The 12,797-nt window shown below is 43.8% G+C and carries 11 protein-coding genes; 2 read left to right on the top strand and 9 right to left on the bottom strand.

Annotated elements, in window-relative coordinates; translation table 11 throughout:
* Positions 1 to 63 precede the first annotated feature (63 nt).
* A complete protein-coding gene (locus ACXACN_RS13770) occupies positions 64 to 720 on the top strand; it encodes a LysE family translocator (protein WP_474965196.1) in 657 nt (218 codons plus the stop codon).
* 214 nt (positions 721 to 934) lie between these two features.
* Here ACXACN_RS13770 and ACXACN_RS13765 read toward each other — a convergent pair whose 3' ends face one another.
* Positions 935 to 2,491, bottom strand: coding sequence for a PTS transporter subunit EIIC (locus ACXACN_RS13765; RefSeq protein WP_474965194.1), 1,557 nt, complete (start codon positions 2,489 to 2,491; stop codon positions 935 to 937).
* A gap of 77 nt (positions 2,492 to 2,568) precedes the next feature.
* Complete coding sequence (locus ACXACN_RS13760; protein WP_474965192.1) at positions 2,569 to 3,921, bottom strand: 6-phospho-alpha-glucosidase; 1,353 nt, start codon at positions 3,919 to 3,921, stop codon at positions 2,569 to 2,571.
* Positions 3,922 to 4,134: 213 nt separating this feature from the next.
* Between ACXACN_RS13760 and ACXACN_RS13755 the strand changes: the two genes are divergently transcribed.
* Positions 4,135 to 4,845, top strand: a complete 711-nt coding sequence (locus ACXACN_RS13755) for a GntR family transcriptional regulator (RefSeq protein ID WP_474965191.1) — start codon at positions 4,135 to 4,137, stop codon at positions 4,843 to 4,845.
* 42 nt (positions 4,846 to 4,887) lie between these two features.
* Here the strand turns inward: ACXACN_RS13755 and ACXACN_RS13750 are convergent, their stop codons facing one another.
* The 7 genes from ACXACN_RS13750 to ACXACN_RS13720 all read right to left on the bottom strand — a co-directional run bounded on the left by ACXACN_RS13750 (position 4,888) and on the right by ACXACN_RS13720 (position 12,780).
* A complete protein-coding gene (locus ACXACN_RS13750) occupies positions 4,888 to 5,997 on the bottom strand; it encodes a GerAB/ArcD/ProY family transporter (protein WP_474965189.1) in 1,110 nt (369 codons plus the stop codon).
* Positions 5,998 to 6,014: 17 nt separating this feature from the next.
* A complete protein-coding gene (locus ACXACN_RS13745; protein ID WP_474965188.1) occupies positions 6,015 to 6,227 on the bottom strand; it encodes a hypothetical protein in 213 nt (70 codons plus the stop codon).
* Between the two features lie 11 nt (positions 6,228 to 6,238).
* On the bottom strand, positions 6,239 to 7,435 hold the full coding sequence (locus ACXACN_RS13740; protein ID WP_474965187.1) for a Ger(x)C family spore germination protein: 1,197 nt from the start codon (positions 7,433 to 7,435) through the stop codon (positions 6,239 to 6,241).
* Between the two features lie 2 nt (positions 7,436 to 7,437).
* Positions 7,438 to 8,997, bottom strand: coding sequence for a spore germination protein (locus ACXACN_RS13735; protein ID WP_474965185.1), 1,560 nt, complete (start codon positions 8,995 to 8,997; stop codon positions 7,438 to 7,440).
* Between the two features lie 217 nt (positions 8,998 to 9,214).
* Positions 9,215 to 10,042 (bottom strand): carbohydrate ABC transporter permease, encoded by an 828-nt coding sequence (locus ACXACN_RS13730; protein ID WP_474965184.1) that lies wholly within the window; start codon positions 10,040 to 10,042, stop codon positions 9,215 to 9,217.
* A gap of 15 nt (positions 10,043 to 10,057) precedes the next feature.
* A complete protein-coding gene (locus tag ACXACN_RS13725; protein WP_474965183.1) occupies positions 10,058 to 11,371 on the bottom strand; it encodes a carbohydrate ABC transporter permease in 1,314 nt (437 codons plus the stop codon).
* A gap of 71 nt (positions 11,372 to 11,442) precedes the next feature.
* Positions 11,443 to 12,780 (bottom strand): ABC transporter substrate-binding protein, encoded by a 1,338-nt coding sequence (locus tag ACXACN_RS13720; RefSeq protein ID WP_474965181.1) that lies wholly within the window; start codon positions 12,778 to 12,780, stop codon positions 11,443 to 11,445.
* Positions 12,781 to 12,797 lie beyond the last annotated feature (17 nt).

Here is a 12,797-nt window from a genome sequence, read left to right as displayed (position 1 = left end):
AAAGAGGGACGGGATCATCGTTCCTCTTTTTCTCAGTCCTTTTGAAGAAAAAGGAGGGAAGATTTGGTTGTCTTAATTGTAAGTTCCATTGTGTTAGGTTTATCCATTGCCGCACCTGTCGGACCAATAAACATCGAAATTATGCGAAGAGGGCTTATTTATGGGTTTTGGCCAGCTTTTTGTGTAGGACTCGGGGGAATGTCTTCTGATCTGGTATTGATGGCGGCGATGTTTTTTGGAGTGGGTGTGTTTCTTACTTGGACATGGGTCCAAATTACATTGATGCTCGTTGGGTGTATCGTCTTGGTCCACGCGGGTTGGACAAGCCTTCGTTCCAAAGAGGAATGGAGGGTGGAGGAAAGTTCAGTGAGGAAAAATCTAAAGGGCGAAGCGTTCCTTTCCTATATAAAAGGTGTGGTCATTGCGGGTACGAATCCAATGAATCTATTGTTTTGGATCAGTATTTATGGCTCTGTTTTGAGTGGGGCATTACAAGAAGAGAATATGTTCCGGTCATTCATCATCAGTTCTATGGTTTTTCTGGGGATCGGGTTGTGGAATGCGAACTTGGCTTTCTTTGTACATTTCGGGAGGTACATCGTCCATTCCAATCTTTTAAAGTGGATTCAGGGTCTGGCGAGTTTGATCCTCATCTACTACGGTCTTAAGTTCGGGTGGATTGGGATAAGTGTCCTTTTTGAAAATTTTGCGATGCCATAGAGTCATGGTTCAGTTGGATCTAATTCGTTATCCGTATCCTAAGAGTGATATAAGATGAAAAAGGAGTCCCTGTTCAACAGGAACTCCTTTTATGATGGATGTGAATGGATCGCTATCCATTGAATCATCCGTATATCAATCCAATCATCAATATATCGACCAAGTTCATAACATACCAATTAACCTTAGAGGTTATCCGTTGAAAAACATCTTCTTAAGAAGCATTCGACTCTTTGATGATCCGGTTGATTTCATTCTTGTACAGGTCAGAACGTCCACCGAAGATTGCCTGAATATTCTGGTCCACTTTCACGACACCTGCAGCTCCAAGTTCTTTCAAGCGCTCCTCATTGATCTGACCTACTTCAGCGACTTCGACACGTAATCTTGTAAAACAAGCATCCACGTGTTTCAAGTTCGATTCTCCTCCAAGAGCTTCCATGATGGCTGCGGCCGTCTCTTTTGTTTGAGCGCCTTTCCCGCCTTTCTTCTGCTCGTTGAAGTCTTTACGTGTGTAGAGCTTGTTCTCTTGTCCTCCACGACCTGGTGTAGCAAGGTCCCACTTTTTGATGGCAAAGGAGAAAGAGAAATAATAGATGACGAAGAATACAGCACCTGCGACAAGGTTCATCCACCAATTTCCTGTGCCTGGCAACGCGTTTACGAGGATGAAGTCAATCAACCCGGAACCGCCTGCCCAGCCCAGGTGAACGTCAAGCATGTACATAACGGCAAATGAAATACCGGCAAGAAATGCGTGAAAGACGAAAAGCAATGGCGCGACGAATAGGAATGTGAATTCAATCGGCTCAGTAATACCTGTTAAAAAGGCTGTACCTGCGGCAGCAATGAGCATTCCTTTAACCACTGGTTGGTTCTTCTTGTCAGCGCGGCGGTACATAGCAAGTGCCGCTCCTAGCAGTCCGAACATGATGACAGGGAATTTACCTGCCATGAAGCGACCAGCTGTAACCTCTACCCCTTCTGCAATCTGTGCGAGGAAAATGTACTGATCTCCGGAAACGGCACTACCAGCAACTTCTGTTGTTCCACCTAGAGACGTCCATAGGAATGGAGCGTACCAGATGTGATGCAAGCCTGTCGGGATCAATGCCCGTTCTAAGAATCCGTAAAGTCCGATATACAAGGGGTTTGTGGCGCCGTTGGCAATGACGTTGGCAACAGCATTGATGCCGCCTTGAATCGGAGGCCAAACAACCATCATAGCAAGCGCAAGGAAGATGGACGAGAAGACCATGGCAATTCCAACTGAACGATCGCCGGCAAAGAATCCGAGCACTTCAGGAGGGTCAAATTCATGGAACTTGTTATAGATCCAGACGGCTAAGAGACCGACGACAATTCCTCCAAGGACACCTGTTTCAAGTGTCGGAATTCCGAGAGCCATCCCATATTCTCCGCTTTCACTGACCATTTCAGGAGTGATTCCTAAAGCGAAGGAGATGGTTTTGTTCATAATAATATAACCGAGTAGAGCAGCTAAAGCAGCAATTCCTGATCCACCAGTCAAGCCGATAGCGACACCGATGGCGAAGATGACGGCAAGGTTGTTAAAGATGCTGATTCCGATATCAGACATTCCGTTACCTATAAGTTGAATGATGTCATTTTGCAAAAAAGTGAGTGAATCAGCGAGTGGTCCAGTCAATGCAGCTCCGAATCCTAGCAAAATACCGGCAGCGGGAAGCAGTGCGACGGGAACCATCAATGATTTTCCAAACTTCTGTAAGCTTCCAAAGTATTTCTTCATTCTGATCCTCCTTTATGGGGAAACGCTTTCTTATTTGTGATAGAGGAGACCCCGGAATGGGCCGGGGTCCCAGGGTATTATTTTGATGTCACAAGCTGTTTGTTCGCGTGCAATTCAGGCCAGTACTGTTGGTTCGCTTCAATCATGTCATCCAAAATTTTGCGGGCACGAGGGGCGTCTACAACCGTACGGTTCAATGTCAATGCCTGAAGTGCTTTTTCATAGCTGTTTTCATAGTAAGCATCGACGACAAGCTTCTCGTAGGCAAGCTGCCCTTCAATTAATCCTTTATAAAATGTGGAAATGTTTCCAACAGCGAATGGCTTCGGCCCACGATTTGTAATCATGGATGGAACTTCCACCATCGCGTCATCTGGAAGGTTGGCAATTGTACCATTGTTTTCAACCATAACGATGAAAATGTCACCGTTATTGTAGGCCATGGATGCAGCCACGCGGATCATGTAACGGCCGTGGATGTCGACTTCAAGTTCCACATTAGCGGTTGTCCCGTCGGAAATGATCTGATCAGCCAAAGTATGGACACGTTTTTCACGGCCATTGATCACTTGGCGGGCACGAGTATTTTTCACATCTTCTTTTTCTACCATTTGAGAAGGGTAGAGGTAATATTGCAAGTAAGTGTTCGGCAAATACTCAGGGAAGTCTGTTACCATTTGTTCGACTTGTTTGAACGTTTTAATCCAAGAAGGATCGTTTGCGATTTCCGCATCTTCAGGAATGAAGCCGTCCTCTGTAATCGCGCGCTTGATGGTGTCTGTATGATCGTTTCCATCTTTGTCGAGAATCTTCGTAAACCAACCGAAGTGGTTAAGACCGAAATATTCAGGAACTAGATCGAAGACGTCTTTTCCAAGGATGCCTGCGTAGCTGACCATGATCGCTGCCGGCATATCGCAAATGTTTAATAGTTTTTTATCTTCTGGGAACTCTCGGCGCAGAGCTTCGGCTACAATGGCTGCTGGGTTTGTATAGTTTAGGATCCATGCATTTGGAGAATAATGACGGATGTCATTGACAAGGTCGATCATATCTCCGATGGAACGCAGTCCATAAGCCATTCCGCCTGGTCCACAAGTTTCCTGGCCGACAGCTCCATGGTTTAGAGGAATTTGCTCATCCTGCTCACGCATAGCAAGGCCACCTGTTCGAATTTGAACGAATACGAAATCGGCATTGGTCAACGCCTCTTCTTTATCCGTTGTGTAATGGAAGCTCTCAAGCTCCGGATACTTTTCTCGAAGGATGATTTCTGATGCTTTTGCAATTTTCTCCTGACGTTCTGCGTCCGTGTCATAAAAGGTAATCGTTTTCAAAGGAAACTGTTCTTTTTCGGCTACAAGACTCATAATCATACCGATCGTGTACGTACTTCCGCCACCAACGACAACAAGATTTTGTTTTTTCATATTTATGACCTCCAGTAAAGGTATTGGATTTGTTTTATTTTTAACTTAATATGAATATAATACATATTTGTGAAAGCGTCAACATTTGTATCGAAATTTTTTTGACATTTCGTTATAATGGGTATTAAAGATAGGTTTTGACTTGGTTACATATGTGGGAATGGAACGCCGCATCACTGCATGAAACAAGTCATTAGTTAGGGAGGAATAAGAATGGCTGCGCCGTTATATCGTAGAATTGCTCAACAGATTAAAGAGGAAATTCAATCAGGAATTTGGAAAGAAGGAGAAGCAATTCCTACAGAAATGCATTTATCAGAAAGGTACGAGGCTTCCCGGGTGACGGTCAGGCAGGCAATCAAAGGTCTCGTTGAAGAAGGGCTCCTTGAGAAGGTGCAGGGGAGCGGGACGTACGTGAAAGAGCAGAAGATCGAACACAATATCTTCGAACTATTGAGTTTTACTGAAGAAATGAGAAGTTTAAATAAAGAACCGGTCAACAAAATCCTTCATTTTGAATTGAAAGAGGCAGACGATCATGTGAAACGGATGCTTAAACTTTCAGAAGGGGAAAAAGTCTTTTACGTTCGTCGGCAGAGACTTGTAGATAATATTCCTTACGTTGTTGAGGATACGTATTTACCAGTCTCTATGTTTCCGAACCTTTCCTATGGAATTATGACGGGATCGAAATACGATTATATTGAAAAGGAAGTGGGGATGAAGATCAAAGACAGTTTCCAGGAAGTCATCCCTGTTTTGCCTCCACAGGATATAGCAGAAGCGCTTACGGTCGAGGAATCCATGCCGATTTTAAAAATTCAATCGTATAGTGTTTTTGTTGATGGAACGATCTTTGAATACAGCGAAAATCACTTTAAGAGTGATGAATACAAATTCACACTCAGGGCTTCAAGGCCTTAGATCGCTAGAATTGTCTACTAGAATGAGAAACTAAGGAAGATTTTAGTGAGGTTTGTCAGCTTTATTTTGTGTCTTCGCCTTAATGAGCAAGCCCAACCAAACAATTAAAGGAAGAATCAGGCCATGCGTCATGGCATAGGGAAACCATGTGTTATTAATGAAGGTCTCAAAATAAGCAACATCCGGATATGCAATGATGGATAATACGACCATCCCCATTCCCAGCGGCAACAACAAAGGGCGATGGTCTTCCATGGTCAGGAATTGGGCAATGCCTAGGGTCGTTGAGTAATACAAAATAACCATTTTGAAGAAGATGGTAATCATCCAAATAATCGCGATAATAATTTCTAACCCTTCTAAAAAGCCTGCAATGTTTATTTTTTGAGCTAACTGATAGCTTGGATACGTATTCAATGCAGTTAAATCACTGCCTAAGATTAAAATACATAATAAAGTGATTAACGTTAAGACAGAACAGCCAATAAACGTTCCTAACAACCAGGCTTTTTTCTTTGTTTTCGTATCTTTGACACAGGGGAGAATCATTAGAAAGGCCACCATTTCTAACAGGGGTGTGCCAATGACGAACGAAGAAGTACTCAAAACAGGAACGATTCCTTCGCTGAGAATAGGTTGTAAATTTTCCATTTTTATTTGAGGGAACAACGAGATGGTGAAAAAGATAAGCAACAAGGTAACCCAGGGCATAAACATTTCTGAAGATCGTCCAATAACCTCTATCCCTAGGTAAGCCCCCCATACCACCACAATTAAAAAAAGGATATGAGTAAACTGTAGAGGGGTTTCTGGAATGATTTCAGTGGTCATAAAGTCTCCGATGTTTCTTAACACAAGGGAAGCCAGTATATATAGAAAAGAGAGATAGAAAAACATAAGTACTCTGCCGAACCAATTCCCAAAGACAGCAATCGTAGCCTGAACGAATGTTTGTCCTTTCATCAGGGTAGCGATGTGATTGTATAGGAAAATAAGGAGCAATCCGACCGCAACAGAGATAGAGATTGAAATCCAGGCATCCTGTTTGGCATGAGCAGTAAGTGGAGTAGGGACAATCAGAATAGAACTTCCTACGGAAAACAAAATGACAAGAAACATAAACTGACGGGGATTGATCGTCTGGTTATCCATATTTACACCTCTTATCCTTAGAATCCAATGATTTTATAGAAGGTTTGAATGAAATCAAGGGGGTTGGGTATATCTACTCCGCGGCTTTCCAAAGCACCAAGGATGGTGAAGGAAAGCAGAAAAAACGTGAACATCCACGCATCTTTTTTTCTGTTCTTCTTGTAGAGTTTAGGAAATTCAAGTAAGAAAATCCCCAGGGCGAGAATGATGATGGAGAACATGGCCCACATATGAATCACACCTATTCTTCTTTAGTGATGGGTTGTGTAGAATTCCCTTTTCTTCGAATTTGAGCTTTGACTTGAATGTCGACTTTTAATTCTTTAAATTTGTTGTTCCAACTCTTTTCAACCGTTTTCCAATAGTCTGGGTTTTTCCTGTGAATGAGGTTACCGAATCCGAAAATATCACTCCCGAATTCTTCTTGCGCTGCTCTTAGCGCAGTTTCCATTTGTTGTTTGACCTTTTTTTCAACATCTTCATTAATCATTTCAACAGATTCTGCTTTCGTAAGGTCTATAGGGCAGTCCAATTCTGTTATGTTGCCTTCTAAATCCATTTCAATCGATATAGAAGGGGTACCATCATTAAATTGTGCCTTCGAACGACTGTCTGTCCGAATCACTTCTACACTTATGAGCCCTTCACCTTCGCAAGGGTACGTGATTGTTGTACTTTCCATGTCTCCCATAATATAGTTCACACCTCTGCTCTCCTCTGGTGTTAACCAACCGACCAAACGATCTTCTTCCATAACAGCGAGACTATCAATTCGCAATTGGGTAGGGGCATCGATTTTTTCTATGTTCTCAATTGATGTCCCATATTCAGCATCCCCATCCAAGAGCAGGCCTGTCAGCACTGGGTTTTGCCCTTTGCTTCGGATTTGGGAAATCAGTTCATCAATCACAATTCCTTTTGAACTTCCAAGGCTTCTCTGAACGGCTTCCATGGAATGCATGATTTTGTTGGCAGGAATTCGTTCGTACGGGGTGAGGATCTTTAAAAGATCTTTCACTCCTGCATCCTTTGCAATGGTCACAAAAAATGCGGTTCGGAATTCATGGTCTCTATAAAAGATATCAAGGGAGGGAAGGATCCCCTCTTCCGCTAATTTGTTACCAATTACCAGAAGGCGCAATTGTGACAGGTACATTTTCCTCGGAGACTTTTGCGTCATATTGCGAAAAGCTTCAAACAGGGAATCACCTCTAGATTCATAAATCGAAACCGGTGGTCTTGTAGTTGGAGCATCTGTCGCAATTTCGGACGGGTTGATCACTTGAGTGACTAACAGGTACTGATCGTCCTCTGTTTTATCGATCCCTACAGCTACGACGATCCCCAGGTCATCCAATTCTTTACTATTCCAACATCCAGATAGAAGGAGGAGGCAGACTGCTATGGTGATTGCTTTGCCATATAAGTTTCTATACATCTTTACCTCTCCTTTGACGTGGAATCGACACGTTTTGGGTTGCTCTTTGTAAACAAACGGGGACGTGAAAGAAGTCCCCAGTGGGGCAAGCGGATCAACACATCTTTTTGATCACTCCCAATCATAGGAGCGAGAGGAGCCATATAGGGCTTACCAAAGGATTTTAAGCTGCATAAGTGAAAAATCATGGCAATCATCCCTAGAATAATTCCGTACAACCCGAAGGTGGCCGCAAGAATCATAAATGGAAAGCGGAGCAATCGTATGGAGATGGCCATGTTGTAAGCAGGGAACACGAAACTGCTGATGGCTGTAATGGAAACGACGATGACCATGGCTGGAGAAACAAGGCCTGCTTGAACAGCGGACTGGCCGAGTACGAGTGCTCCAACAATGGATACAGCGGAACCAACAGGTTTTGGAAGACGGACCCCAGCTTCTCGAAGGACTTCGAAAGTTAATTCCATCATTAATGCTTCCACAAAGGCAGGAAAAGGAACCCCTTCCCTTTGAGAAGCAAGACTGATCAAAAGCGGTGGAGGAATCATTTCTTGATGGAATGTTGTAAAAGCAATATAGAGCGATGGCATGATTAAAGCAACGGAAAAACAAAACAATCGCAGCAATCGGATGAATGTTCCAATGTCTGCTCGTTGGTAATAGTCCTCACTGGATTGCATGAAGTTCACAAATAGAGCAGGCACTAACAGAACATTCGGCGTGCCATCTACTAGAATAGCGACTCGGCCTTCCAATATACCACCAGCTATGGCATCCGGCTTTTCTGAATTATAAACCGTAGGAAACGGGGAATACTGTGCATCCTGAATGAATTCCTCAATGTATCCACTCTCTAAGACAGCATCGATATCGATTTGATCGAGTCTCTCATTCACTTGATCAAGAACTTCTTTTTCAGCTGTGCCCTCTAAATAAACAACAGCAACATCTGTACAAGTTTTTCTTCCGACGGTTTTTGCCTCTACTCTAAGGTTAGGGTCTTTAATTTTTCGTCTTAAAAGAGCGGTATTTGTTCTGATCGTTTCAGTGAAAGCTTCTTTCGGTCCCCGTATGACGCTTTCAGATGTAGTTTCTTGAACGCCCCTGTCACGCCATCCTTTTGTACTTGCGGATAATGCTCTCGTTTGCTTGTCTAAGAGCAGGATGGTTTCACCAGCGAGTAATTTCTTCAGAAGGTCGTTCTGATCTCCCACTTCTGACATTTCACCAATAGGGAGGTTCGCCTCCTTAATGGATTCATACAGGTGGTGCGTTACATGCTTTTTTTCTGGAACCTCAAGCATTAAGGATTCCAAAATAAAGTCTTGTACTGTGTTCTTATCTACTAGACCATCCATGTAAAGGACAGCAGCAGTCGTTTTATGAATGGTAAAGGTTCGTGTGACAAGGTCGGAGCTGTTTCCAAGTGTAGTGCGAACATCAGTCAAATTTTCATCCAATGACAGATGGAGAGGTTGAGTTCTCGTGGCTGTCTTTTGATCCATGGTTTTATCCTTCACAGTCTCCCACCTCTCTACGTTGTTTTGTAATAGCTTGTGCATGTGTTGGGAATTTATGTAAAGGTTATTTGCTTTAAATAGTATTTGATCAGCTGGTGAGTAAAAGAGGGGGTGTGATTGTGGGAGGAAACAGTTGGCTCTTTGGGAATTTGCAGATGAAATCCTGTGCATGCCCCCCAAAACTACGTTTCAATGGAGGTTTCAAAGTTGATGGACAAAAAAGACTGCTCCTCTGAGGAGCAGTCTTTTTGCTGAAGCGTTATTCTTTTACAGCACCAGAGGTCAGTCCGGATACGATCCTTCGTTGGAAAAGTAAAACCATGATGACGAGAGGGACCGTTACGATGACGGTTGCTGCTGAAATCTCTCCCCATGGAATGGTGTATTGCCCCTGAAACATCGCAATCCCGACCGGAACGGTTTTGTGACTCTGCGCCGTGTTGATCGTTAAAGCAAAGAGAAATTCATTCCATGCGGCAATGAATACGAGAATGGCTGTTGTGAAAATACCAGGGACGGCAAGCGGCAGAATGATGCGGAAATACGTTTGCATCATGGATGCGCCGTCCATTTTTGCAGATTCCTCAAGGTCGAATGGAATCTTGCGGAAGAAGGTCACAAGCAACCAGATCGATAATGGCAGGGCGAACGTCGTATAAGGGATGATCAATCCCAAGTAGCTGTTTGTCAGTCCGATGTTTTTCAAAAAGATGTAGATAGGTGAAATCGTTGCGATTTGAGGAAACATTGAGACAGACAAGACTACCCCGAGAATAATTGCTTTCCCTCTAAATCGTAACCTTGCAATGGCATAAGCGGCAAAAGCTGCGACGAACACTGTATAAACGGTTGTGATAGTTGCTACGACCGTACTGTTCCATAGATAAAGCAAAAATGGGTGGTTCGTAAATACCGATACATAGCTGTTCACCGTAGGATCCGTCGTGAACCATTGGAACGCTGCTGGACCGAAGAGCTCGGACAAGGGTTTGATGGAGCTCAGAAGGATCCAGAGGAACGGAAACATGATGATAAAGATAAAAGCAGCCAGAAAGATATAAAATCGTACGCCCGCTTGTTTTTTCATTGTACGTTCACTCCTTTACTTTTTCACTCCGTCACCGAGCAAGTCGGATCCAAGGAATTTAATATAGATGGTTGAGATGATGGCTACACAGAGGAAGACGATGACAGCAAGGGCTGAGCCTTCTCCAAAGTTCGTCTGTGTGAACATGACCTTATAAGCGAGCATCGATATGACTTCCGTCGAGTTCGCAGGGCCTCCACCAGTCAAAACATAGATCAAGTCAAAAACACGGAAGGCATCAAGCGTACGGAAAAGCAGAGCGACGAGAATCGCAGACTTGATCAATGGCAGCGTAATCGTTGTGAACTGTTTCCATTTGCTTGCACCGTCAATCGAAGCGGCTTCATATAAAGAGGAAGGAATCGTCTGCAAACCTGCAAGCAGTAAAAGCGCCATATATGGCGTTGTTTTCCATACATCGGTAAGGATGACCGAAGCCATCGCTCCTGCTTGGGTAGTAAGAAGAACGCTCATGCTGTCCACGATGCCGATATCAGCAAAGAACTTCGCAATGATTCCATTTTGTCCATCATATAAAAATTTCCACATCATGGCGGATACAGCGGTTGGAATGGCCCAAGGGATTAATATGGATGCCCGGACTAGACCCCGTCCGAAGAAAGCTTTATTGATTAAAAGCGCAATCGCCATTCCGAGGACCAATTCAAACCCTACAGAAACGGTTGTGAACAGAAACGTGTTTCCGAGCGATCTCCATAATCGTCCATCTGATAAGTTCTGAGTATAGTGAGAGACGCCGATGAAATTCGGTTTGACGATGCTTTCGTTCAAGCCCTCTGCTAAACCGGTCAATCGGTTGGCGTTCTGCAATTGATCTCCGGCAGCAAGGTCATCCAGCCGTTGTTTTACAGACCCGAATGTCTCTTCGAATTCCTGTCCGAACTGCCGCTCAATCTCAACGAACTTCAATTCATCACTCGGCACTTCGAAGTTGAACAAAATTTCATTTACTTCTTCGTACCGTTCTGCTATGTTTTCATCCTGCAAAAGTTCTTGGTCGTATTGTTCTATGTTTGATTTGATTTCAGTCAGTTCTGTGGATACGTTCCCAGAAGCATCGTCAATTTCGTTATCAAGCGCTGTAATTAGAAAAGGTTGATGGTTCAAGTAGCGTTCTAAATCAAGACTATAATCTAAATGAATGCTGGATTTTGTCGGATCATTCAGTCGGTAATCGAAAAGGCTGAAGTAAAAGGATTGGATAACAGGCCAAATCGCAATCACTAATATGAGGATTAATGAAGGGGCGACAAGGAAATACCCAAGTCTTCTTTCTTTCTTCTGTGAGTCGTTCAAGTTCTTGGCCACGGTTTGGTTCCTCCTTTATTTCATAGAGGGTTCAGCCTCCAGGGAAAGCTCCCTGAAGACTGAAAGATCTGTTACTGCATGACTGCCTGTAGTTCTGTTTCCATCGTTTGAACAGCTTCATCTGGTGTCATTTCGCCAGCAATCGCTTTAGAAATGTTGATCTGAAGAATTTCTGATACTTCAGGGTAGTTTGGTGCTACCGGACGGGAAACAGCTGCTTCTAGGGCATTTTGGAAACCTTCTTCAGCAAAGAACGGGTTAGCATCCAAGATTTCTTGATCTTCAAAAAGCTCAGGAAGAGTAGGGGCAAGTCCACCGTGGATGGCAGAGATTTTCTGACCTTCAGGACCTGTCATAAACTTCACGAATTCCCAAGCTTCTTGTTTGTGCTCGGAGAATTTGTTGATCGCCGTCATCCATCCGCCAAGAGCGGCTGCACTTCCAGCATCTCCAGCAGGAAGGGGAGCGACACCGACATTGCCGACAATTTCTGATTCATTTTCGTCATTGGCAAGATTCCACTGGTATGGCCAGTTACGGATGTATGGAGATTGTCCTTCAATAAACGCTGTATGGGACTCTACTTCTGTGAAGGTGTTGATGTTTCCAGGTACGAAAGAAGATTGTGCGACTTCGACAAGCTTGGAAATCCCTTTGATTGTTTCAGGACTGTTAATCGCTACTTCGCCATTTTCATTAAGAATTTGTCCACCGTAGGAAGCGATAAATTCCACCGCATTACAAACAAGTCCTTCGTACTGTTTGGCTTGCATCAAGTAACCGAACTCTGTTCCACCTTCACCATTATTGGCTTGAGCAGATTCGACCAGCTCATCCCATGTACCAGGAACTTGATCTTCACTGACCACGTCTGTGCGATAGAAGAGCATACCTGTATCAATGAACTTCGGCATCGCCCATTGTTTTCCGTTAAAGTTAGCAGCAGATAGAGCTCCTTGGTTGTAGCTTTCTGTATCAATGCCTTCCTGTTGAAGGAAACGATCAAGTTCTTGAACGTATCCAGCCTGGGCGAACTCCGCCGGCCAAATAACATCAAGATCCATGACATCAATTTCACTACTCTCGGCGTTTAGCATCGTCACGTACGCATCGTGTTGCTGCCCAGTATCGGAAGGCATTTCACGGAACGTTACGTTAATATTCGGGTTCTGTTCGTTGAAAGCTTCGACAAGGCGTTCGGTTGCTTGAGTAGAATCCTGTCCACGAGCATAAACGATTTCCACCACTTCGTCTGACGCTTCGGCATCTTCATTACCGCTGCTGTCTGATGTTGTGTCGTCGTTTGAAGAGTCCTCTGTACCTGATGCCCCTTCATCTGATCCACTACATGCAGCTAACGCCAGAACCATAATCAACAATAGGGACAATAACCAATGTTTTGTTTTCATTCCATAACCTCCTGTAA

The sequence above is a fragment of the Halobacillus sp. AWM4_238 genome (genome assembly GCF_056158265.1).
The sequence above is the reverse complement of the archived record's forward strand: the minus strand, read 5'-3'. Positions and strand labels throughout refer to the sequence as shown.

What these genes read in the sequence shown, in the direction of transcription:
- ACXACN_RS13720 (WP_474965181.1), bottom strand. Translation starts at nt 12,780, where the DNA reads ATGAAAACAAAACATTGGTTATTGTCCCTATTGTTGATTATGGTTCTG.
- ACXACN_RS13750 (WP_474965189.1), bottom strand. Translation starts at nt 5,997, where the DNA reads ATGGATAACCAGACGATCAATCCCCGTCAGTTTATGTTTCTTGTCATT.
- ACXACN_RS13740 (WP_474965187.1), bottom strand. Translation starts at nt 7,435, where the DNA reads ATGTATAGAAACTTATATGGCAAAGCAATCACCATAGCAGTCTGCCTC.
- ACXACN_RS13730 (WP_474965184.1), bottom strand. Translation starts at nt 10,042, where the DNA reads ATGAAAAAACAAGCGGGCGTACGATTTTATATCTTTCTGGCTGCTTTT.
- ACXACN_RS13760 (WP_474965192.1), bottom strand. Translation starts at nt 3,921, where the DNA reads ATGAAAAAACAAAATCTTGTTGTCGTTGGTGGCGGAAGTACGTACACG.
- ACXACN_RS13755 (WP_474965191.1), top strand. Translation starts at nt 4,135, where the DNA reads ATGGCTGCGCCGTTATATCGTAGAATTGCTCAACAGATTAAAGAGGAA.
- ACXACN_RS13765 (WP_474965194.1), bottom strand. Translation starts at nt 2,491, where the DNA reads ATGAAGAAATACTTTGGAAGCTTACAGAAGTTTGGAAAATCATTGATG.
- ACXACN_RS13745 (WP_474965188.1), bottom strand. Translation starts at nt 6,227, where the DNA reads ATGTGGGCCATGTTCTCCATCATCATTCTCGCCCTGGGGATTTTCTTA.
- ACXACN_RS13735 (WP_474965185.1), bottom strand. Translation starts at nt 8,997, where the DNA reads ATGCACAAGCTATTACAAAACAACGTAGAGAGGTGGGAGACTGTGAAG.